At 36.6% G+C, this 23,784-nt stretch carries 21 protein-coding genes, 3 tRNA genes and 1 riboswitch; of the genes, 17 read left to right on the plus strand and 7 right to left on the minus strand.

Translation table 11 applies throughout. From position 1 onward, the window contains the following. The first annotated feature begins 142 nt into the window (after nucleotides 1-142). The 14 genes from RM51_RS00720 (at nucleotide 143) to RM51_RS00785 (ending at nucleotide 15,785) form a co-directional block, all read left to right on the plus strand. Entirely contained in the window at nucleotides 143-562 is a 420-nt protein-coding gene (locus tag RM51_RS00720; protein ID WP_039364553.1) for a Fur family transcriptional regulator, read from the plus strand. Nucleotides 563-915: 353 nt separating this feature from the next. Beyond that, nucleotides 916-2,565: a heavy metal translocating P-type ATPase gene (locus RM51_RS00725; RefSeq protein ID WP_394330992.1), complete on the plus strand. Its 1,650-nt coding sequence runs from the start codon at nucleotides 916-918 to the stop codon at nucleotides 2,563-2,565. 203 nt (nucleotides 2,566-2,768) lie between these two features. Next, nucleotides 2,769-3,131 (plus strand): hypothetical protein, encoded by a 363-nt coding sequence (locus tag RM51_RS00730; protein WP_039363927.1) that lies wholly within the window; start codon nucleotides 2,769-2,771, stop codon nucleotides 3,129-3,131. Between the two features lie 208 nt (nucleotides 3,132-3,339). Continuing rightward, nucleotides 3,340-3,615, plus strand: a complete 276-nt coding sequence (locus RM51_RS00735) for a YHS domain-containing protein (protein WP_039363930.1) — start codon at nucleotides 3,340-3,342, stop codon at nucleotides 3,613-3,615. Continuing rightward, entirely contained in the window at nucleotides 3,602-4,282 is a 681-nt protein-coding gene (locus tag RM51_RS00740; protein WP_185094988.1) for an SCO family protein, read from the plus strand. The genes RM51_RS00735 and RM51_RS00740 overlap by 14 nt, the downstream gene beginning before the upstream one ends. A 26-nt stretch (nucleotides 4,283-4,308) precedes the next feature. Beyond that, complete coding sequence (locus RM51_RS00745; RefSeq protein ID WP_039363932.1) at nucleotides 4,309-4,983, plus strand: superoxide dismutase; 675 nt, start codon at nucleotides 4,309-4,311, stop codon at nucleotides 4,981-4,983. 7 nt (nucleotides 4,984-4,990) lie between these two features. Continuing rightward, complete coding sequence (locus tag RM51_RS00750) at nucleotides 4,991-5,359, plus strand: hypothetical protein (protein ID WP_052248343.1); 369 nt, start codon at nucleotides 4,991-4,993, stop codon at nucleotides 5,357-5,359. A gap of 263 nt (nucleotides 5,360-5,622) precedes the next feature. Beyond that, entirely contained in the window at nucleotides 5,623-6,450 is an 828-nt protein-coding gene (locus RM51_RS00755; RefSeq protein ID WP_039363938.1) for an MbnP family protein, read from the plus strand. A 4-nt stretch (nucleotides 6,451-6,454) separates the two neighbouring features. Further along, nucleotides 6,455-7,486, plus strand: coding sequence for a cytochrome-c peroxidase (locus RM51_RS00760; protein ID WP_394330990.1), 1,032 nt, complete (start codon nucleotides 6,455-6,457; stop codon nucleotides 7,484-7,486). Beyond that, nucleotides 7,487-8,428: a transporter gene (locus RM51_RS00765; RefSeq protein ID WP_039363944.1), complete on the plus strand. Its 942-nt coding sequence runs from the start codon at nucleotides 7,487-7,489 to the stop codon at nucleotides 8,426-8,428. It abuts the gene before it with no gap. A gap of 358 nt (nucleotides 8,429-8,786) precedes the next feature. Further along, nucleotides 8,787-8,972: riboswitch (cobalamin riboswitch) on the plus strand. 111 nt (nucleotides 8,973-9,083) lie between these two features. Then, nucleotides 9,084-11,114 (plus strand): TonB-dependent receptor plug domain-containing protein, encoded by a 2,031-nt coding sequence (locus tag RM51_RS00770; RefSeq protein ID WP_039363947.1) that lies wholly within the window; start codon nucleotides 9,084-9,086, stop codon nucleotides 11,112-11,114. Next, the gene (locus tag RM51_RS00775) at nucleotides 11,111-12,247 is read left to right on the plus strand and encodes a YncE family protein (RefSeq protein ID WP_039363950.1); all 1,137 of its coding nucleotides are present in this window, start codon (nucleotides 11,111-11,113) and stop codon (nucleotides 12,245-12,247) included. Before RM51_RS00770 ends, RM51_RS00775 begins: the two co-directional genes overlap by 4 nt. A 13-nt stretch (nucleotides 12,248-12,260) precedes the next feature. Further along, complete coding sequence (locus RM51_RS00780) at nucleotides 12,261-13,460, plus strand: hypothetical protein (RefSeq protein WP_039363953.1); 1,200 nt, start codon at nucleotides 12,261-12,263, stop codon at nucleotides 13,458-13,460. Nucleotides 13,461-13,496: 36 nt separating this feature from the next. Further along, a complete protein-coding gene (locus RM51_RS00785; RefSeq protein ID WP_039363956.1) occupies nucleotides 13,497-15,785 on the plus strand; it encodes a DUF5074 domain-containing protein in 2,289 nt (762 codons plus the stop codon). Between the two features lie 230 nt (nucleotides 15,786-16,015). Here the strand turns inward: RM51_RS00785 and RM51_RS00790 are convergent, their stop codons facing one another. From RM51_RS00790 to RM51_RS00820, 7 genes are all read right to left on the minus strand, one after another. Further along, on the minus strand, nucleotides 16,016-17,212 hold the full coding sequence (locus RM51_RS00790) for an MFS transporter (RefSeq protein WP_039364557.1): 1,197 nt from the start codon (nucleotides 17,210-17,212) through the stop codon (nucleotides 16,016-16,018). Nucleotides 17,213-17,266: 54 nt separating this feature from the next. Continuing rightward, on the minus strand, nucleotides 17,267-17,920 hold the full coding sequence (locus RM51_RS00795; protein ID WP_165584975.1) for a FadR/GntR family transcriptional regulator: 654 nt from the start codon (nucleotides 17,918-17,920) through the stop codon (nucleotides 17,267-17,269). A gap of 196 nt (nucleotides 17,921-18,116) precedes the next feature. Then, nucleotides 18,117-18,188: transfer RNA gene (locus RM51_RS00800), tRNA-Glu, on the minus strand. Nucleotides 18,189-18,285: 97 nt separating this feature from the next. Next, a tRNA-Glu gene (locus RM51_RS00805) sits at nucleotides 18,286-18,357 on the minus strand. An 11-nt stretch (nucleotides 18,358-18,368) separates the two neighbouring features. Next, on the minus strand, nucleotides 18,369-18,623 hold the full coding sequence (gene rpsT / locus RM51_RS00810; protein WP_039363960.1) for a 30S ribosomal protein S20: 255 nt from the start codon (nucleotides 18,621-18,623) through the stop codon (nucleotides 18,369-18,371). Nucleotides 18,624-18,747: 124 nt separating this feature from the next. Then, nucleotides 18,748-18,822: transfer RNA gene (locus tag RM51_RS00815), tRNA-Glu, on the minus strand. A 58-nt stretch (nucleotides 18,823-18,880) separates the two neighbouring features. Beyond that, entirely contained in the window at nucleotides 18,881-20,173 is a 1,293-nt protein-coding gene (locus RM51_RS00820; RefSeq protein ID WP_052248344.1) for an N-acetylmuramoyl-L-alanine amidase family protein, read from the minus strand. 53 nt (nucleotides 20,174-20,226) lie between these two features. Here RM51_RS00820 and RM51_RS00825 point away from each other — a divergent pair, with 53 nt between their 5' ends. The 3 genes from RM51_RS00825 to RM51_RS00835 all read left to right on the plus strand — a co-directional run bounded on the left by RM51_RS00825 (nucleotide 20,227) and on the right by RM51_RS00835 (nucleotide 23,737). Then, the gene (locus RM51_RS00825) at nucleotides 20,227-22,830 is read left to right on the plus strand and encodes a putative LPS assembly protein LptD (protein ID WP_039363963.1); all 2,604 of its coding nucleotides are present in this window, start codon (nucleotides 20,227-20,229) and stop codon (nucleotides 22,828-22,830) included. Between the two features lie 67 nt (nucleotides 22,831-22,897). Continuing rightward, nucleotides 22,898-23,278 (plus strand): RidA family protein, encoded by a 381-nt coding sequence (locus tag RM51_RS00830; RefSeq protein WP_039363966.1) that lies wholly within the window; start codon nucleotides 22,898-22,900, stop codon nucleotides 23,276-23,278. Nucleotides 23,279-23,284: 6 nt separating this feature from the next. Next, nucleotides 23,285-23,737: a hypothetical protein gene (locus tag RM51_RS00835; protein WP_039363969.1), complete on the plus strand. Its 453-nt coding sequence runs from the start codon at nucleotides 23,285-23,287 to the stop codon at nucleotides 23,735-23,737. The last annotated feature ends 47 nt before the right edge of the window (nucleotides 23,738-23,784 follow it).

Below are 23,784 nucleotides of genomic sequence, written 5' to 3' on the forward strand. Positions count from 1 at the left end.
AGTTTGCAATAGTATTGCAACGAACTTAGAAATATTTTTGCCTGCTTTAGTAAACATTTAATAGATGTAAACTGAGATGCTTAATGATAAAAGCATTCAAAAAACAACTAACTTTGAGAGAAGAACATCAAAATCCTGTAGAATGAAAGTAGATATCGAAAATAAATTAATGGACAAAAACACCAAACCTACAAGTATGAGGATTTTGGTGTATGATTTTCTGAGTTCTCAGGAAGCAGCTTTGTCATTATCTGAAATTGAAAATCATTTTGAAAATGCAGACCGTACTACCATCTACAGAACTTTGAAAACCTTTGAAGAAAAGGGAATCGTTCATAGCATTCAGGAAAATACAACGACAAAATATAAACTTTGCGACGATGGTTGCGATGAAAGTACCCACAAAGACTGGCATCTTCATTTCTATTGCAAGATTTGTAAACAGACCACCTGTAAAGAAGATATTTCTTTTCCAGAAAATATGCAGACCAATTTCAGGATCGATGAAATAAGACTTTTTACTAAAGGAATTTGTGAAAACTGTCTCGAAAGTTTGCAATAGTGTTGCATTCACTTTAATTCTAATTTTGATTAAAATTTTAAGTTATGGAAGAATGCTGTAGCACAAAACCCAAAAAAGAGCACAACCACAATCATGAAGGGCATGATCACGATCACGGCCATTCTCATGATACAGGAGATCAATCTGTGTTTCAGATGTTTCTCCCTGCGATGGGCTCTTTTGCGTTATTACTCATAGGGATCGCTTTAGATCATTATATAAAACCCGATTGGTTTGCCGGCTGGATTCGTTTAGTATGGTATTTGGTTGCCTATATTCCCGTTGGACTTCCTGTTTTAAAAGAAGCGTATGAAAGTATCACAAAAGGCGATGTTTTCTCTGAATTTTTCCTGATGGGAATCGCAACCGTAGGCGCTTTTGCCATAGGAGAATATCCCGAAGGTGTTGCGGTAATGCTGTTCTATTCGGTGGGTGAGGTTTTTCAGGCAATGGCGGTGACCAGAGCGAAAAGCAATATCAAATCTTTACTCGATCAGCGTCCCGATGAGGTGACTGTTTTAAAAGGTGGAAAACCTGAAATTGTAAAGGCAGAAAAAGTAAATATCGGTGAAATTATTCAGTTGAAATCCGGAGAAAAATTGGGATTAGACGGAGAATTATTATCCGAAACCGCTTCTTTCAATACCTCTGCATTAACGGGTGAAAGTAAACCTGATACCAAGAAAAAAGGAGAAACTGTTTTAGCCGGTATGATTAATTTAAATACCGTTAGTCAAGTAAAAGTAACGACCGCTTACAAAGACAGTAAGCTGAGCAAGATTTTAGAATTGGTTCAGAATGCAACCGCTCAGAAAGCACCGACGGAATTATTCATCAGAAAATTTGCAAAAATTTATACCCCCATTGTTGTATTTCTGGCTATCGGAATTACTTTGTTACCGTATTTCTTCGTTGAAGACTATCAATTTAAAACATGGCTGTACAGAGCATTGGTCTTTCTGGTAATTTCTTGTCCTTGTGCGTTGGTGATTTCCATTCCATTGGGATATTTCGGTGGAATAGGGGCAGGAAGCAGAAATGGAATTTTATTTAAAGGAAGCAACTTTTTAGATATTCTGGCAAATGTTCAAAATGTAGTGATGGATAAAACCGGAACGATGACAGAAGGTGTCTTCAAAGTACAGGAAGTAAATTTTAATGCTGAATTTAATAAAGACGAGATTTTAAAATTAGTCAATGCTTTAGAAAGTAAAAGTTCACATCCCGTTGCAACGGCAATCCATGAATATGTCGGAGAAATCGATCATGCCATTCCCTTGGAAGATGTGGAGGAAAGTGCAGGACACGGCTTAAAAGCAACCATCAACGAAAAAGAACTATTAGTTGGAAATTTCAAGCTGATGGATAAATTGAACATCAATTACAACATAAAATCTGAAAATATTGTCTACACATTAATTGCTGTGGCTTATGATAGAAAATTTGTAGGATATCTTACGATAGCAGATTCTATAAAAGAAGATGCGCAATTAACCATCAATAAATTAAAATCATTAAACGTAAAAACCACGATGCTGAGTGGCGACAAAACCTCCGTTGTACAGTACGTTGCTGATACCTTGGGAATTCAGAATGCATACGGAGATCTTTTGCCTGAAGATAAAGTAAATAAAGTCAAAGAAATTAAAGCAAAAAATCAAACCGTTGCCTTTGTTGGAGACGGCGTGAATGATGCTCCCGTTGTGGCTTTAAGTGATGTGGGAATTGCCATGGGCGGATTGGGAAGTGATGCAACGATTGAAACCGCAGATGTAGTTATTCAGGATGATATGCCGAGTAAAATCCCGATGGCGATCAATATCGGAAAACAAACTAAAAAAATAGTTTGGCAGAATATTATTTTGGCTTTTGCAATCAAAGCAATTGTACTTGCTTTGGGAGCGGGAGGATTGGCAACGATGTGGGAAGCTGTTTTTGCCGATGTGGGAGTTGCATTATTGGCTATTTTAAATGCTGTAAGAATTCAACGAATGGAATTTTAAATTTATCTCTCGCAGATTGCACAGATATCGCAGATGATTGCGCATATTTTCTTTTATTAAAAATTAAAACATAAACATCTGCGCAATCAGCTAAATGTGCGAGAGAAAAAAATATCTGTATTATCAATCAGAAAAATGACTTTCATCATAAATCAATCGTAAAAACAAAATTCAGTAGTATATTTGTAGAAGAGAATTGATTGTTGAAGTTTTTCATTTCCATATTTATTATTTTCACGATTGCAATACGTCCGGTTTTGCCATTGATTAATTACGCGGTAAATTATGATTACATCGTGAAAAATCTTTGTGAAAACAGAAATGTTGCTCAATCAACCTGTAAAGGAAAGTGCTACGTTGAAAAAGAATTGGCAAAAACGGAGAAGCAATCCAACAACAATCAAAATATAAAAATCACTGGATTAGATGTATTTTTATCTAACGACATTCTTTCACTTTTTGGTAAAGATAAGTTGGAAACTCTCATGAAAAATCCAAATTCGGATTACATCAATTCTCATACTTCGGAATATTTCTCCAGAATATTTCATCCTCCTTTAGCTTAAATTTTATTTTAAACTAAATTCTTAGTTTGTTGTTTTTGCAAGTATTCTGTATTTGCTAAGTGTTAACGCCATTGCGAACGAAAGAAAAGTATTTTGGATTATAAAATCCTAGTGGGCTTTGCGTTTAAATAAAACAAAATCAATAGAATTAGTTTAAAATCTATCAATTTTCATTCAATACTAGTATTAATTTCAATTTAAAATTAAAATGAAATCAAAAATTATTTTAACGGCATTATTGTCAGTTTCATTAATGGCCTGTGCTCAGGAAACGCCTAAAGTAAAACATAAAAAATCAACTCCGTCTGCAAAATCAGGTACAAAAACAGTGAAGTTTGCCAATGCTGTAGATCCTATTTGTAATATGCCGACAGAAGCAGATATGAAAGATACGGCAGTGTATAAAAATAAAACGTACGGTTTTTGCAGTGCTTACTGTAGAGACGAATTCAAAAAGAATCCTGAAAAATATGCCAAAAAATAAAAATAAAGTCAAAGCGAAAAACAAAATAATCATTCCTTTGGCGGTTATGGCTTTGCTTTTCTTAGGGATTGGTGTAGGAATGGGATATTTTAAAAAGAACCTGTACACCGTAATGAAAGTTCCGGATTTTCAGCTGACGGATCAGAATAATAAGAAAATAACCAATAAAGAGATGCTTGGAAAAGTATATCTGGTAGAATTCTTCTTTAGTAAATGTCCAACGATTTGTCCGGTGATGAATACCAATATGAGAGCGATTGAGGATGAAATCAATAATCCCGATTTTGGAATTGTCTCCATTAGTATAGACCCGACAAATGATACTCCTGAATTGCTGAAGGAACATGCGAAAAGAATTGGAGTAAAATCTCCGAACTGGCATTTTCTGACGGGGGATAGAGATTATATTGGGAAATTGGCAGATCAGTTTAATATCTACGTTGGGGATAAAGAAGATGAAGGCGAAAGCTTAAACCACAGCGGGATGATTGCTCTTGTTGATAAAGAGGGAAATATCCGTTGCCGATACAATAAAGATAATATGCCGATTCTTTATTACTCAGGGCTCAACTATGGAGATCCGGAAGGAAAAACACCACAATTGACGGGGAAATACCATCCGGATAGAGAAATACTCATTGAAGATATCAAGAAGCTATTAAAGTAATAACAAACACCTAAAAACAAAACGTTATGAAGATTATGAAAATTGCTGCTTTAAGTGCAGTATTTGCGGCGCAGTTTGCGTTTGGACAGTTTAAGCAGACGGCTTTACCGTACGCTTATAATGCGTTGGAAGGAAATATTGATGCGCAAACAATGGAAATTCACTATTCAAAACATGCAGCAGCGTATGTGTCAAATTTGAATAAAGCCATTGCAGGAACGCCACAGGAGAAGCAGACCCTGTTTCAGATTATGTCGAATGTTTCAAAATTGCCACCTGCGGTGAGAAATAATGCAGGAGGTCACTACAACCACGAATTATTCTGGACGGTTTTAACCCCTGAAAAAAATACACAACCCTCTGCAAAATTGGCAAAAGCCATCAATGATGCTTTCGGAAGTATGGAGGCATTTAAAGAAAAGATGAGCAAAGCAGGAGCAGACCGTTTTGGTTCAGGATGGGCTTGGTTATCTGTGGATAAAAGCGGAAAATTATTCGTTTCGTCAACCCCAAATCAGGACAATCCTTTGATGGATGTAGTGGAAGAAAAAGGAACCCCGATTTTCGGAATTGATGTTTGGGAACACGCTTATTATCTGAAATATCAGAACAAAAGAGCAGATTATTTGACAGCGATCTGGAACGTAACGAACTGGAAGGAAATCAGCAGAAGATACGAAGAAGCGATCAGCAAAAAATAATGATTGAATGAACTTAATTTGCAGCATATTTCTCACTTTATTTGTGGTATTCAGGCCCCTGATTCCACTGGTGGAATATGCTGTAAATTATGATTATATCTCTGAAGTATTATGTATCAATAAAAGTAATCCTGAGCTTCACTGTAACGGAAAATGTTACCTGGGCAAAGAAATTGCGATAACGAATGATACGGATTCTTCCCCTTTAAATAAAACAAAAAACTCAGGACAGAAATTACTGGATATTTATGTTCTTCCTGAAATTACCGAAATCGACCCGACAGAAAGCGCTTTCTTTTCAAATTCTGATTTTCTTTACGAAACCGCGTATTCCTTTCTGTTTTTACAACACATTTTCAGACCTCCGGTTGTTTAATTTTTTGTAACCACAAAAGATACAAAAGCTTTTATAGCCTTGTTAATAATTCGTTTCTAAGCTTATCTATTAAAGATAAAAGCTCACAAAAAAAAGAAAATCTTTGATTTTCTTAAAACTTCAGTGTGCTTAATCAGTAGCATCTTTTTACTTAAAATATTATATGCTTGAGTAAAAAAGCTTTTGTGACTTTTGTGGTTATACATGAATGATTTTTCATTCAACTTACTTTCTATTAAAAATTTCAACTTAAAAAATCAACAATGAAAATCTATAAATTTTTGTCATTATCCCTTATTGTCTTTACTTTTCTCACTTTTATCTCCTGCCGTAGCAACGATGAAGACGATTCATCCACAGATACAAAAGGAAATCTTCAGCTCAAATTTGAGAATGGGTTTAATAATCTTGGGGATATTGTTTTGAATCAGACGATACAAACGTCTTCACAAGGACAAAAGCATCAGTTTTCCAATATAAAATATGTGATCAGTAATATCAGTCTGATCGATGAAAACGGAAACGAATTTAAGTATAATGAAAATAATCCCGATAAAGGCGCCTTCATTATCGATCAGGATGATGCCGTTGCAGGAATTATCTACGTTAATCTCAATGAAGTTCCCAAGAACAATTATAAAAAAGTAAAATTCGGGTTGGGAATCAGCCAGAATGCTTATTTGCTAGGACAGGACGGACAGGCCGAGTTTTGGAATAAAGCCAAACAAAAAGGAATGTCGTGGTCATGGGCGGCAGGATATGTTTTCGTAAAACTGGAAGGAAAGTTCGGAACAACTTCTCCCGATACAGAATTCATGAACCATACCGGAAATATGGGAAATGTAACGGCCAACGGAACTCCGGATCTTTACCGGGAAATTACGTTGAGTCTTCCGACAACAGCCAGAGTAACCGGTCAGATTACCCCTTCTGTTCATATTTTGGCCGATCTTAATCAATATCTGAGTGGAGAAACTCCGTTGGTTTTAAGCTCTGCGAATGATATGATGATGGGTTCTAACCAACATTTAGTGAATGTGACGAATAATCTAACGAAAATGTTTAAAGTAGATCACGTTCACAATGATTAAAATAATGAAAACAGGTTTATTGCTCTTATTCTTTCTAAGTTTTATATCGTGTTCAGATGAGGTGATGGAACCGTTGGAAAAAGATGAGGCGTACAATCTCTCGTTTCCTTCTTACTTTCCGGAAATGACCTTTGACACTTCGGGAAATCCTATCACAAAAAACGGAGTGGAGCTGGGGAGAAAGCTATTCTACGAAGGAAGACTTTCGCGGAACAATACCATTTCCTGTGGCTTCTGTCATATTCAGGAAAACGCTTTTACCCATCACGGACACACCGTGAGCCACGGAATAGACGACAGAATAGGCATACGGAATGCACCACCGGTTCAGAATATGGCTTTTTTAAAAAGATATATGTGGGACGGAGTGATTCATAACCTGAATGAACAGCCGATCATCCCGATCACCAATGAAGATGAGATGGATAGCTCGATGCCGGAAGTAGTATCAAAATTGAGTTCGGATGCCAAGTATAAAAAACTCTTTAAAGCGGCTTATGGGGATGAGACCATTACAGGAGAAAGAGTGCTGAAAGCATTATCTCAGTTTATGGCTGCCATGATCTCCGCAGACTCCAGATATGACAGGGTAAAACAGGGAAAAGAAAGTTTCTCTTCAGAAGAAGCACAGGGAATGAGTTTATTTCAGCAGAAATGTGCTTCCTGTCACAGTGGAGAGCTGTTTACGGATGAAAGCTTCAGAAATACGGGAATGTATTACAATACACAGTTTAAAGATGCAGGACGTTACCGCGTAACGCTTGATCAGAATGACTGGATGAAATTCCGGGTACCAAGTTTACGAAATATAGAATATACGGCGCCTTATATGCATGACGGAAGATTTTACACGTTGGATGCGGTTCTTAATTTCTACTCAGATAATGTAGAAGACAACGCAAATCTTGATCCGCAGCTGAAACAGAACGGACATCTGGGAATTGCCATGACCACACAGGAAAAACAATTAATCATTGCTTTTCTGAAAACGCTTTCGGATAAAAATTTTATCTCTAACCCCAAATTTGCAGAATAAATGAAGAAGATATTTTTAATGATAAGCTTATTGCTATTGAATCTATTTCAGGCTAAAGCAATGAATGACAGCCTTTATATTTCCCATCCTTTTAATCCTATGGTTTTTGATGACTGTGATGCCTGTGGTTGTGCCGCAGGAAACGGCTCGTCCGGTTTTGAATCTTTACTGAATCCCCAGTTTGTGGGGATCAAATATTTTGCCCAGCATTACAAAGCGAAGGAAAATCTGTTTGTAAAAGACTTAACACAGGATCAGTATTTCAATACCATTCAGCTTTGGGGTAAAATTCCTGTGACGAAAAAACTGAGCGTGTATGCAAGTCTGCCGTTTCATTTTCATGAAAAGAAAACCTTGCAGGGCAATATCAATATCAGCGGAATCGGAGACCTGAACCTGATGGGGATTTATCAGTTTCTGAATTCAAAAGAGAATATTCACCAGCTGAACGGTGGAGTTGGGGTGAAAGTTCCGTTTGGAAAATTTGATGAGAAGGGAATTTCGGGTGTCAATCCGAGTTTTCAGCTGGGAACGGGAAGCTGGGATTATCAGATGGTGCTGAACTATAAATTTCAGAAAAATAAAGTCGCTGTTTTGCTAAATACGGATTACACGGTAAAAACTGAAAATAAAAAATATTACCGTTTCGGAAACCAGTGGAATTATGCGGCAACAGGATTTTATCAGCTCTTTGGAAATGATAGAATGATCTTCTCCGGAAAAGCGGGTTTGCAGGGTGAAGTGTATGACCGGAATAAACAGTTTGATGAGGTTTTGCCCAATACAGCAGGAAGTGCTTTGTATGGGAAATTGGGATTTGAGGCTTCCTATAAAAAATTCAGTCTGGGAAGTGAATTGATGCTTCCTGCGTATTCACATTTGGCGGGAGGGGATATTGAAGCGAAGTCGCGTTTCAGTGTTTTCCTGAATATCGGGATTTAGCTGAATTATTTCAGGATGAACGGAATAAACAGTTTGATGAAGTTTTGCCCAATACGGAGGAAGTGCTTTATAGGGAAAATTGAGATCTGGCTGAATTATTTTAAACGCAAAGATTTTATTTAAAGGTCTTTTTATTGAAGTGAGCAAAGAGAAACAGCGATGCTGTTTGATGAAGCTATGTCTATTGTGTACGCTTCATCGAATCCATTTTAAATGGATTCATTCTTTGCTCCCTCAAAATATCCAGAACAGAAATAAAGTCTTTGCGTTAAAAAAGAGAATAAAGCAAATTAAGATTTATGTTTATTTAATTGAAAATCATAGTGTTAAATTTAATTTTGATGCTGTGATTTATTTTCTATCTTTGCCGCAATCTGGTGAGCCATAAAAAGCGCTTAAAAGGGAATCCGGTGAAAATCCGGAACAGACCCGCTGCTGTAAGCTCCACAAAACAAGTTTTTGATAAGTATATCCACTGTTTTTTAATGGGAAGGATTTCAAAAACGGAGTAAGTCAGAAGACCTGCCAGAAGATTTAACGTTTGACGCTTTCGTGGAATAAAGCTTAGGACATCATTGATTCTGTGCAGTATACAGCTGTACTTTGTCGTTGTATTCTTATATCCATTAGCGTCATCATTATTCGAAATGAGCTAATGGTGACAACATTTTTTACATCTCAACTTCAGAAGGTTGTTTTCGCAGTTTTTGTGTTAACATCATCTCTTATATTTTCACAATCTAAAAAAGATACGGTGAAGGAACAGTCGATTGTTCCCGTACATCTTCAGAAAAAGAACTTTAAAGAACTTCTTCCCGCCCAGACATTGGCAGGAGAACAGCTTGAAAGACTGAACAGCCAGTCTGTAGCCGATGCACTGCGTTATTTTGCCGGAGTTCAGATCAAGGACTACGGAGGAATCGGCGGGCTGAAAACGATCAATATCCGGAGTATGGGAAGTCAGCATGTCGGGGTTTTCTATGACGGGATAAGAATCGGTAATGCTCAAAACGGTATCGTGGATCTGGGAAGATTTTCTCTGGATGATCTGGAAGAGATTTCTCTGTATAATGGTCAGAAAAGTGAAATTTTTCAGCCGGCAACCGATTTCGGTTCTTCGGGGTCGATTTATTTGCAGCCTAAGATTCCCAGCTTCAAAGGGAACAGAAAGACGAATCTGGTTGTTAAGTTTAAAAACAGTTCGATCGATCTTTTTAACCCTTCTTTCCGTTTAGAGCAGAAAATTTCAGATCAAATTTCGGCAAGCTTCAGTTCCGAATTTCTTCAGAGTGACGGTATTTATAAATTCAGATATAAAAAGAAATATCCTGACGGTGCCGTTGCGAATGATACGATCGCCAAAAGATTTGACTCTGATATAAAATCTAAACGTTTTGAAACCGCCCTCAACGGAAAAATGAAAGACGGCGAATGGTCTGTAAGAGGATATGGATATCTGTCTGACAGGGGAATTCCGGCTGCGATTGTTAACAACCGTTTCGGAGGTCGCGGACAGCGTCTTACGGATGAGAACTATTTTGTTCAAGGAAGTATCAGAAAAAAAATATTCCCCAAATTCGAAACTCAGCTGAAGGCAAAATTTGCTTACGATTATACTTTTTATGCCGATACGCTTTCTAAGGAAACGGCTTATCCGGTTCGTAATACCTATATTCAGAAGGAACTCTATGTTTCTTCTTCCAATTTGTATTCGATCACTAAAGATTGGGATGTAAGTGCAAGTGCCGATTTTCAGTATAATACGCTGGATGCGGATCTTTATAATTTTTCTTATCCGGTACGCTATACTTCTCTGGTTGCGTTTGCAACAAGATATCAGATCGGAAGATTAAAATTCCTTGGGAGTATTCTGGGAACTTTTGTACATGAAGAGGTGGAAATCAATTCTAAATCTCCTGATAAAAGGGAATGGACACCTGCTGCTTTTCTTTCTTATAATCCTTTTAAAGCCAAAGATTTTACGGTCAGAGCTTTTTACAAAAGGATTTTCAGGATGCCGACTTTCAATGATCTGTATTATACGGTTATCGGTAATGTTGCGCTTAAACCTGAATTTACTAATCAGTATGATGTAGGTTTTACGTATGAAAAGCAATTTAAGAGTGGAATCTTAAAACTACTCTATGCCAAAGCCGATGGTTATTTTAATAAAGTAGAAGATAAAATAGTTGCTTTTCCTACAGGAAGTCTTTTCCGTTGGCCGATGATCAATCTCGGGGATGTTGAAATTATAGGAACCGATGTTCATGTTCAGGCCAATCTTGAGCTAGGCAAGGTGACTTTGAAGCCACAGATCAACTATACTTTTCAGAGTGCAAGAGATTTTTCGGACAGACTTGAATCTTATTTCGGAGATCAGATTCCCTACACACCGTGGCACAGCGGAAATTTTGTCATGATGGCAGATTATAAAGACTGGAGTTTCAACTACAGTTTTATGTATGTAGGAGAGCGTTACGACGGGCAGCAGAATAATATCCAGTTCAATCATATCCAGCCTTGGTACACTCATGATCTTTCTGTTCAGAGAAAAATAAAATGGGGTGAACATTTCATTAAAGCAAGTTTTGAAGTAAACAATGTGCTGAACCAATATTATGATGTGGTCAATAATTACCCGATGCCCGGAAGAAATTTTAAACTGATTGTAAGCTTTACATTATGAAAAAATTAAATTTTTATCTGCTGATCATTGCCTTGTTTTCATTAATGTCTTGTAGAACGGATGAATACATTCCGCGTGAAGAAGTTGTGGCAGGTCTTGCACAACCGGAAAATACAGCAATCAAAGGATTCTATGTGCTGAACGAAGGAAATATGGGAAGCAACAAATGTACGCTTGATTTCTTTGACTATACAACAGGAACCTATCACCGGAATATTTATGCAGAGATCAACCCGACTGTGGTAAAGGAGTTGGGTGATGTAGGAAATGATATTCAGATCTACGGAAGCAAATTGTATGTGGTCGTGAATGTATCCAACAAGATTGAGGTTATGGATGCCAAAACTACAAAGCGTATCAAGACCATTCCATTGCAGAATTGCAGATACATGGTGTTCAAAAACGGAAAAATGTATGCAAGTAGTTATGCGGGTCCGGTTGACATCAATCCTAATGCACCGAAAGGAAAAGTGGTGGAAATCGATACTGTTTCCCTTTCTATACAACGTGAAGTGACGGTAGGTTATCAGCCGGAAGAAATGGATATTGTGGGGAATCAGTTATTCGTTGCCAATTCCGGAGGGTATATGGTTCCGAATTATGATAAAACTGTTTCTGTCATCGATCTTACTTCTTTCACCGAAACCAAAAAAATAGACGTTGCCATTAATCTTCACCGTCTTAAAAAAGATAATTACGGAGATCTGTATGTAAGCTCGAGAGGGGATTATTATACCGTTCCTTCAAGCTTATATTTAGTGGATGCAGCCACCGGAGCAATCAAAAAAGATTTTCATGTCTCTGTAAGTGAAATGACGATCGTAAACGACAAGCTGTATTACTACGGAAACGAATTCAATTATAACACCCATACCTACACAAAAACTTTTGGAATTATAGATGTGAAAACGGAACAAATCATTTCCAATAAGATTATTGATCAGGAATATGTGGATGCTATAAAATCACCTTACGGAATTGCCGTAAATCCCATTACAGAAGATATTTACCTTACCGATGCCAGAAACTATGTGTCGACAGGATATGTCTATTGCTTCGATAAATACGGACATTTTAAATGGAAAACCGAAGGCGGGAATATCCCTGCGCATTTCTCCTTTTTATACAAATAACCAGCATTGAAATATGAAACGAAATACAACAAAATTCTTAAAAATAACTTTTGCTTCACTTGCTTTTGCGAGTGCAGTCGTAGCCTGTAAAAGTGATAATGATGAAGATGATTCCGAATTTATGGGTCTGAAAGAATCCTATACGATCGACCGTTTTAAAGTATTGAATATAGATCCTAAAGTTGGCGGAAATTTTACCTGGAGCATCAATGATTCTATTATTTCTCAGGACTCTCAATTAGAATTTATCAGTCCGGTAGTGAAGACTTATCCTCTTACCTTAAAGATTGAATCCAACGGAAGTACCAAAACGTACAATTCAAAAATTATCGTTAACCATGAAGCAGGAAATTTCAGTAAATATATTTCTAATGTTTTCGATTTCCGTCCGGCGGTTGGTCAGTTCATGAATGAAATTCCTGAATATATAAACGGGGATACTTCGGATAAAATGCTTCAAAAAGCTAAAGCTTCTCTGGTAGGAGAGAACTCTTCTATGATCTCTTTGGGAGGTTTCGGAGGATATGTGACTTTTGGCTTCGATCATACCATTCCGAATATGGAGGGAAGAGATTTTAAAATCCTTGGAAATGCATTTTGGGGAAATGATGCCAATCAACCCCGTTCAGGATCTTGCGAACCGGGAATCATCATGGTTGCCTATGACCGTAATAAAAATGGAAAGCCCGATGAAGACGAATGGTACGAAATCGCGGGAAGCGAATATTTTAAAAACACAACTGTAAAAAATTACACCATCACTTATTATAAACCCAATGAAAACAAAACGCCCGTTCCCGGAAGTGAGTTTTGGCAAACCGATGTAGAATATCTGAAATGGGAAGATAATCTGGGGAATTCAGGATATAAAACGAAGAATACCTTCCATGCTCAAAGTTACTATCCACAGTGGCTTTCGGGGACTTCTTACGCGCTTACTGGAACAAAACTTCTGAACAATTTTTATGATCAAAGCGGAACGGGCGCTTATTGGGTTGGGAAATCCTATGATTTCGGATATGCAGACAATGCTCCGAATAATGATGAAGCCTCGAATATTGATATTTCGTGGGCGGTTGACAGAAACGGAAAATATGTAAAACTTCCGGGAATTGATTTTGTGAAAGTCTATACAGGAACGAATCAGGAAGCGGGATGGCTGGGCGAAGTTTCTACGGAAGTTGCTGGAGCTTATGACCTGCATTTTAATTAAAATTCAACAATCAAAATATTTATAATACCTCAAAAAATGAAAAAGTTTTACCTTTTAACAATACTTTTTCTGTTCGCATTTTTTACGAATGCCCAGATAAAAGTACAGGGAGTCCCCCGAAATGACATTCAACAGAATTCCGGTAATAAGAATCTGACAGCTAAAAATGCTGCGACCATCAACTTTTCCGATATCCAGTATTGGGTAGGAACTGGAACCAACGAAGCAGCTTTTGTCGTACAATGGAACGACAGCAAAAATCCTGATGCTTTGGTTTGGGGATTCAGATGGAACGGAACGGCAACCGGTGAAGATATGCTGAAAGCAATTGCCAGTGCAGATCACCGATTCTTCTCTCTGCTTTATCAGGGAACCCAATTTGGAACAGCTATCGGAGGTTTAGGTTTTGATTTAAACGGAACCGGAACCAATGCTCTTTATAAAAGTGGAAATACAACGTACCCTTATTATCCGGTTGGAGGAATTGTCAATACTACTTCTTACGATTTTGATGATTATACAGCTGCAGATGCTAATGATCACTGGCAATCGGGATGGACAACCAACGGATATTGGTCGTATTGGGTAAAAGATCCTACCGATCCGGATTTCGGATATTCGGGAGTTGGGGCAACAGGAAGAACGTTGGTCAACGGTTCTTATGACGTTTGGAATTATAATCCGTCATTCAATTCTGAACCTATTGCTACTACTTTTACTCCGGTTTCACCTTATGTGGCTTCAACTAACTTTACAAGTGGATATTTCATGGTAAATGAAGAATGGTTTGGTCATACCAACGGTTCTGTAAATTTCATCGATAGCAATGGAAATGTAAACTACAGAGTCTACAGCAATGCTAATAACAATCACGCTTTTGGTGCAACTACCCAATACGGAACTATTTATGGAGATAAATTTTATTTTATTTCAAAACAAGCAGCAGATGGAGGAGATACGCAATATACTCCTGGTGGAAGATTAGTTGTTGCCAATGCTCAGACAATGCAGAAAATTGTAGGATTTAATACGATCGGTGGAGGAGACGGAAGATCTTTTGTTGGAGTAAACGAACACAAAGGATATATCGGAGCTTCTACAGGAGTTTTTACTTTTGATATAGATAATATGACGGTTGGAACTTTAATTCCTACAACGGGAGGGGGAAGTGCTTATGCAGGACAGATCGGAAATATGATTAGAACCTCTCAATATGTATTTGCGGTAAAACAGACTACAGGAATTTTGGTCATTAACCCAAATACAGACATGGTGGTTGCAACGATTGCCGGAGCTTATCATTCAGTGGTTCAGGCGAAGGACGGAAGTGTTTGGGCAATTCAGGATCAGAAGTTGGTAAATATCAATACATCAACTTTTGTAACGACCACTTACAATATTCCTACGACAAAGTATCTAGGATCTTGGGGAGCTTGGAATGCGGGAAGCTTTACGGCAAGTAATCAGAACAATACCTTATACTGGATCAATTCTGTCAACAGTTTCGTTTCAGGAATTCAGATTGTAAAATTTGATGTAACGAATAAAACCTTTAACGAAAGTTTTGGTGTACTTCCAGGACAAACAGGAACGTACAAGCAGATTCCTTACGGAGCAGGATTGAGAGTAAATCCTGTAACTGATGAAATCATTGTGAATACAACAGAAAGCGGTTACGGAGCACATTATCAGAAAAACTGGATCCATACGTATGACAGTAATACAGGAGCGATCACCAATACAAAATCTTTAAATGATTACTACTGGTTCCCTGCGATGGCAGTATTCCCGGATAATACATTGCCTACGATTAAGAACACGCTTCCTTCACAAGTAAGTGCTAATTCTGTAACAACAATAGATTTGAAAAACGAAATTTCCGATACGGATAACTTATCGGCAGCAATCGTGAAAACAGTAAAATCAAACAGTAATTCTAGTATTGTCTCTGCAGTAATTAATGCAAATGACGAACTGGTAATCACTCCGCTGGCAAACGGAACATCAGATATTGTTGTAAGTTTTAATTCAAACGGAAAACTGGTTGAAAAAATAATAACAATCGCAACTACAACTTCTGTGTTGGCAACTACTGAAGTGAAAAAATTAGAATTCAGCATCTATCCGAATCCGGTGACTGATATTCTGAATATTCATACTCAAGAGAAAGTTTTAAACATTTCTATGTATGATATGTCTGGTAAATTGGTTAATGTACAGTTCAGCAATGGACAGGTAAAGGTGAGTATGCTTCCTAAAGGAATGTATCTCCTAGTTGCAAAAACCGATAAAGCAGTCTATCAGCAAAAAGTGATTAAAAACTAAATCTTAAGTAGCATATCCTATTTTTTGTTGACCTCCACCTATTGTCTTTGGTGGAGGTTTTTTATTAAATTAACCACAAAAGATATTTATACAAATACTATCAGAGAGTGAAAGCTCTCAAAAGAATAAAAATTAAAGATTTTTAAAAGCTTTGGCGTTCTTTTTTAGCTCAATGATAAACGATAAAATCTTTTGTGCCTTTTGTGGTTAAATAAACAGTTTAAAAAGGTTTATTTCTTAAGATTAGGTAACAATGCCGTGATGATTCCCATTAAGGGTAAAAAAGCACAGATTTTAAAAATATATTCAATACTCGTGTCGTCTGCAACCGCACCCAATACGGCAGAACCAATTCCTCCCATTCCAAACATAAACCCAAAGAATAATCCGGCTACCAATCCTATTTTGTTAGGTAAAAGATCCGTGGCAAATACTAGGATGGCAGAAAATGCTGAAGCAATAATTAACCCGATGATAACGGCAAAAGCGATTGTCCAGAATAATGAAAGATAGGGTAGGCAAAGCGTAAATGGAGCTGCTCCCAATATTGAAATCCAAATGATTTTCTTTCTTCCGTATTTATCGCCTAGTTTTCCTCCTAAAATTGTTCCTATTGCAACGGCTGCAAGAAACATGAATAAATACAACTGGGAGTCTTTTACCGAGATGTGAAATTTATCGATCAGGAAGAACGTAAAATAATTCGTCATTGATGCCAGATAAATATATTTCGAAAAAACCAATGCCAATAAAATCGTAATTGAAAAAATAACTTTTTTACGGGAAAGATTGATATGGATAATATCACTTGGATGTTTTGCCGATTTTTTAAGACTTAATCTTTCCGCATACCAATTTCCTATTCTCCAGAGAACGACTATTCCTATAAATGCAGCGATAGCAAAAAGTCCGACATAGCCTTGACCCAGCGGAAGGATAATTAAAGCCACCAATAAAGGTCCAATGGCACTTCCTGAATTTCCACCGACCTGAAAGATCGATTGTGCCAAACCTTTTTGTCCGCCGGAAGCTAACTGAGCAACTCTGGATGCTTCAGGATGAAAAATAGACGATCCCATTCCGATTAATCCGACAGCGATTAAAATCACGTAATACTGATGAGCTGCTGCCAACAATAACAAACCTGCCATAGAGAATCCCATTCCAATAGCCAGTGATCTTGGATTGGGTTTCTTGTCCGTGTAAATTCCGACAAATGGCTGTAGAATTGAAGCCGTGAGTTGGAATACCAATGTAATAATTCCAATCTGAGCAAATGATAAATTAAATTCCCCTTTCATAATCGGGTAGAGGGATGGAATGGTAGATTGGATGAGGTCATTTAAAAAATGTGAAAAACTGATCATAAATAAAATTGGGTAGACAATTTTAGTTGTGTCAATTGTTTTTGTAGTAATATTTTCCATAATAAATTTGTAATTCATCAGGTCATCTGATGAATTTTGTTAAAAGTTTAATGTTTAATAAACCTGGTCAACAATTTGTTGAGCAATAAATGCTGCTTCTTCCGCATTTTGAGTTTCTATAGCTAAATAAAGACGGTGGTGAATATTCTGAGAAACAATAAAAGATTCTGTGTCATTGTGACGACTTTCAAAAGATCTCAAAATATGTGAACTTGCGATGGTATAGATTTCCTGTAAAAGAATATTACCACAAGCTTCTGCAATAGCTACGTGAAAATTAATATCCGCCTGATAGCATTCTGATACTTTATTTTCTTCTGCTAATGTATTTCTTTGATCCAGATAGGTCTTAATGTTTTTTAGCTGCTCATCATTGCGGTTTATGGCTGCTTTAGCGGCAATCTTAGCATCCAGTAAAGAACGGACTTCCTGTACATCTTCTATCTGTGCTTTATCCATCTGAGATTCCAAAGACTCATGAATGGTATTTGAAACCACAAAAGTTCCCACACCTTGTTGTACATCCAATATCCCTTTGATCGAAAGTATTTTAATCGCTTCACGAATACTCGAACGACCAACGCCATAGATTTTCATTAATTCAGGTTCAGTAGGCAATTTTTCACCCACGACAATTTCGCTATTGACGATTCCTTCAGTTAATCGATCTGCTACTTCCTGTGCTAATGTTTTTCTTTGGATCTGCATATGCATATGTTTAATACATCATATCATCTGATGAGTTGCAAAGGTATATATTTAAATTCAATTTCTTTTAATCTGGGAGAAAATTTTTAATGATTAAAGATTCTATTGAATTTTTTCCAATTAATTTTATCTGTATTAATGAAGGTTTAAAGAGTAGGTACAATAAAAAAGAGATTCAAAAATGAATCTCTTTAAGTAGCCCGTAGGGGAATCGAACCCCTCTTACCAGAATGAAAATCTGAGGTCCTAACCGATAGACGAACGGGCCATCTACCAAACTGTAAAATGAATTACAGGGTCAGTGTTTTGTTTTTATAAGTTTCAACTCTTATATCAATTACTCGGTTAGTAGTAATTAATTTTAGTAGCCCGTAGGGGAATCGAACCCCTCTTACCAGAATGAAAATCTGAGGTCCTAACCGATAGACGAACGGGCCAACTATATTTATTAAGCTAGTTTATTAACGTGCTTAGTTAATTTGCTTTTCAAGTTAGCAGCTTTGTTTTTGTGGATAATGTTTTTCTTAGCTAATTTATCCAACAAAGAGATAACTTTTGGCAATTGCTCTGCAGCAGCAGCTTTATCGTCCTCATTTCTCAATACTTTCATTGCTGTTCTAGCAGTCTTGTGATAGTATCTGTTACGAACTTTTCTAACTTCGTTTTGTCTAATTCTCTTTAATGCTGATTTATGATTTGCCATATCGTTCAAATGTGAGTGCAAAAGTATAAACTTTTTTTTTATCTACCAAATTTATTTTTAAAAATTTTAAAATATTTTTTGGTTTTTCAAATTTATCCTCTCGCGAGTTAATATATATCTTATTTGGTAGCCTATAGGGGAATCGAACCCCTGTTGCAAGAATGAAAATCTTGAGTCCTAACCACTAGACGAATAGGCCAAATTTTGAGGTTGCAAAAGTATAAATAAACTTCTAAACTTCAAAATTATTTTTTAAACTATTTGTAAACTTTCTGAATGACAGTGTTTTTAATTCCTTTCTTTTCAAGATCCTTCTGAAGTTTTACAGCGCCTTCCAAAGAATCTTCTTTTCCGTAGGTGTAGTAGAATGTTCCGTTGGTTTTGGTTCTTTCCACATCTTTCAGAGACTGAAGAATGAATGAATTACTGCTCAGTTTGTCAGAACCTACATACAGTTCAATAGTATAATACCCTGTGCTTAATTTCTGATTAGGCATAAATCCGACTGCGTATGCGTTTTTAAATCCGGCATCTTTAGCGGTTTTTAGGTTGATGTCTTTAATTGAAGCCATATTCGTAACTCCATAGTAGTATTTGTAGATACCGCCTTCTTTGATGGTCAGAATATAATTAAGTCCTTTTAAAGCAGGATCATCCTCATTATATTTTACAGAAGAAGTAATCAGAAGTATTCTGAAATCATTTTTAAGGGCTACTTCGGCTGGTTTTTCTGGTTCCGGTTTTTTTACAAGAGTACCTGAAGATGTTTTTCTGTCGACTGCTTTCTTGTAATCTATGATCGCTTTGTAAATATTTTCTGCCGTTTCCATTTGTCCTTTTTCAGAATATAAAAAAGCGGCGTCGTCATAATTGTTAACAAATCCGGTTTCAATTAAGATGGAAGGCATGGCACTTCTTCTTAAAATGTGTAGGTTTTCCTGTTTTACTCCACGAGAGAATCTCCCCGTTTTGGCAAAGTTATCTTCCACAAAGGTTCCTAGGATAAGACTGTTTTCAAGATATTTACTTTGTTGTAATTTAAGGGCAATCAATGATTCCGGTGAAGAAGAATCATAAGAAGAGAATGTTTCTTTATCTTTTTCATCCAGATAAATCACATTGTTTTCTTGTTTGGCTACTTCTAGATTTTCTCTGTTTTGAGCAGGTCCTTGTACAAAAGTCTCGGTACCTCTTGCCGTAGCAGTTTTACTCGGAGATGAGTTGACGTGTACAGAAATGAATAAATCTGCCTTACTTCTGTTGGCAGTATTTGTTCTATCCGTTAAAGACGGATACTCATCAATCTTACGGGTATAAATGACTTTGAAATCTTTATTTTTTTCAAGCATTGCTCCCAGTTTAAGAACGATGCCGAGCGTAACGTCTTTTTCTTGTACAAGACCTATATCAGAGTAATTTCTATTGGCTCCTATATCGCTTCCACCGTGACCAGCGTCTAAGACTACGGTGAATTTTTTTTGAGCAAAGGAAAAGTTGAAAAGGAGTATCGCAAGAAATGCTAAAATTATTTTAAAATTTTGTTTGTACATCTTACAGTTTTAAAAATTATATTAATTTTGAACCTTAATTATATAACATAAAATTGGCCAAAACCGTCTCCAAAAATATATTACAAATTTTAATTATCCTAATTTTTAACAATTTTTTAGCACAGAAAACGCCTGAAAAATTGCCTAGAAGTGCGGTTAATGATACTATTATCCAAAAGGATACCATTGTTGTAAAAAAAGAATCTTTAGATGATGTTCTGAGAACAAAAGCTGATGAAGAGCGATCAGATCCTCAGAATAAAATGACCTATCTATTGAGAAATGCCCAGGTGAAATACCAGGATATGCAGATCGATGCGGATTATATTTCGATAGATCATAATAGAAATCTTATTTACGCAAGAGGGAAACAAGATGCTTCCGGGAAGATCATAGAAAATGTGATTACCAATCAGGGCGGTAAAACATACGAAACGACCGAGTTTAGTTATAATACAAAAACAAAACAGGCTATTGCCTATAATGCACGTACAGAGGAAAGTGAAGGGGTAATTATAGCGCAAAAGACAAAAAAGTACAGCGATACTGTATTTGCGATGAAAAACGGTGATTATACTACCGATGATTTTTTTATCAAGAAAAAAGATACATTGCCCGATTATAAAATGAGGGCTTCCAATATTAAATTAATTAAAACTAAAAACAATTCTCAGATTGTAACAGGGCCAATCAGAATGTATATTGAGGAGATTCCTACTCCGCTTATCATGCCTTTTGCAATTCTTCCATTCTCTTCTAAAAGATCGGCAGGGATATTAATTCCTAGTTTTGGAGAACGACAGGATGTAGGGTTCTTTTTAAATGGTATTGGATATTATCAACCGATCGGAGAGCATTTCGATTTGAAAGTTTTAGCAGACATTTATACAAAAGGAAGCTGGAACGTTCGTCCGGAGATGCATTATCTTAAAAAATACAGATACTCAGGAAGTTTCTCCGCAGATATAGGAAAGACAATCAGAGGGATAAAAGGGCTTGATAACTACAGTGAAACAGGGACTTATAGAATTGCCTGGACTCACACGCAGGATACAAAAGCAAATCCTTTCTTAACATTTTCTGCTTCGGTAAATGCTACGAGTGAAACATTTTATAATAATACCGTCAACAATAATTATATAATGGATCAGAGTGTGTTGAGAACACAGCAGAACTCTACGTTGACATTAACTAAAAGATTCCTTAAACTTCCGGTTACCATTACGGGAACGGCTTCATATTCTCAAAACTTTGCAACAGGGCTTGCGGATTTAAGATTGCCGCAAATGAACGTAGCGGTAAATCAGTTTTATTTATTCAAGTCAAAAACGGGAATGAGAAGTGGGCTTCTTGAAAATATTACGGTGAATACAAGTTTGAACCTTAATAACTATGTTCAGACGGATAGCGGAGAATTGTTTAAAAAAGAAATGTGGGATAAAATGGAGACTGGTGTAAAAAATAATATTACGCTGGGAACTAATACTACTTTTGCAAAATATTTTACGTTCAGTTTAGGAGCTAATATTGATAATGCATTAACGACTAAAACGCTTACCAGATATTATGATCCGATTGAAAATGAAGTTGTAGACCAGATTAATAAGAAGGTAGCAGGATTTTCTACTTTCTCAACGACAGCGAGTATTCAGACTACATTGTATGGACAGGCCAACTTTAAAAAGGGTTCTACTATTGAAGCAATAAGACATATGATGACGCCGAGTATAGGATTTACTTATTCACCGGATTTTGGAGACTCTAAATATGGGTATTACAAAAACTATTATACGGCCAATGGAGCACTTACTCCATACTCAATTTTTGAAAAAGGAATTGTAGGTTCTCCGACTACAGGAATGGTAGGAGCGCTTGGTTTTAATATTGGAAACAATATTGAAATGAAAGTGAAATCAAAAAGTGATTCTACAGGAGTAAAAAAGATAAAAATATTTGAATCATTAAGCCTTTCAGGGAACTACAACTTTGCGGCAAAAGATCACCCTTGGTCGATTCTTACGATCAACGGACAATCATCTTTTTTTAATAGCAAGTTGAGCGTAAATACAAGTTTATCTTTAGATCCATATAGAATTTTATTTGCACCGGGAGAAGAGACAGGGATCAGAACTGAAGAATTTGGACACTTTAGCTTACAAGGTTTCAATGTGCAGATGTCTTATCCTTTAAGTAGTGAAATCTTTGGTGGAAAAGATGAAAAAGGTAATAAAGAAGACTATTCGAAAAAATACTCTTCCAAAGGAGAGATCCGAAATGAAGTGTATTATTTTGATGATGATAATTATTCCCGTTTTGAGCAGCCTTGGACATTGAATGTGAGTGCGAACTATCAATACTCAAAAGGATTATCCAGGACACCAACTAAAATGGCTTCGGTAGGACTAGACGGAAGTATTAAATTAACGCCATATTGGAACATTACCGGAAGTACTCATTACGATATGGTGACGAAAGATCTTGCCTATACCCGTATTGGTTTTTCAAGAGATCAGAGAAGTTTTACCATAAACTTTAACTGGGTTCCTTTTGGACAGTATAAAGTATATGACTTCTTTATCGGGATAAAAGCGAACATCTTAAGTGATGCATTAAAGTATAAAGACAGAAGCTTTACACAACCAAATGCACCTTTCTAAGATAGAAATGATATTGGATAAGAGAAATAGAATATAAATTTTATATTTGCACCCAAAATAAATTCTAATGAAAAAAATAATCAACACGGTGAATGCTCCTGCAGCTATCGGTCCTTATTCACAAGCTAACTTTGCAAACGGAGTTTTGTATATCTCTGGTCAGATCCCTGTAGATCCTGCAACGGGTAAATTGGTAGAAGGAATTGAAAAAGAAACGCATCAGGTAATGAAAAACCTTGAAGCTATCCTTACTGAAGCAGGAATGACATTTAAAAATGTTGTAAAAGCAACAATCTTCCTTAAAAGTATGGATGATTTTGCGGTAATGAATGATATTTATGCTTCTTATTTAGACGCAGACAGCTATCCTGCTCGTGAGACGGTTCAGGTTTCTTGCTTGCCAAAGAATGTTGATATCGAAATTTCTATGATTGCACATCAGGACTAAGAATTAATGAACTTTTTAAGAAATACATTGGCGGTTATTGTAGGGCTCGGAATTGCGGGGCTTATTATTACTCTTGGTATAAGAGTGTTTCCACAATGGGTTACTTTCGAGGCTTTTGCTCCGTTTGAGCATTGGCAAAGATTTCTTCAGAGCATGCAGGATAATAATGCGTTCTTCGGTTTCCTTTTGTTTATTTCCGGTTTAGGAACAACAGTAGGAGGAGTAGCAACGGCAATTATCGTTAAATATGCAAAAGTAGCTTATGCTATTCTTATTGGTTTCATTATGCTGTTTATAGCGATGTTGGATGTTATTGTTTTTCCATATCATCCTACATTTTATAAGATTTCGATTTTTCTTACCTTTTTCCCATTCTCTTGGATTGGAGGAAAGATTGTTGAAGTTTTTTATGAACGAAATAAGAAAAAAAGGGTTGCTGAAAAAATGAATAAATCATAAGTAGATAAAATAAAAAACCGCTGCAGTTTGCAACGGTTTTTTTTCTT

The sequence above is a fragment of the Chryseobacterium taiwanense genome (assembly GCF_000813825.1).
GTDB classification, from domain to species: Bacteria; Bacteroidota; Bacteroidia; order Flavobacteriales; family Weeksellaceae; genus Chryseobacterium; species Chryseobacterium taiwanense.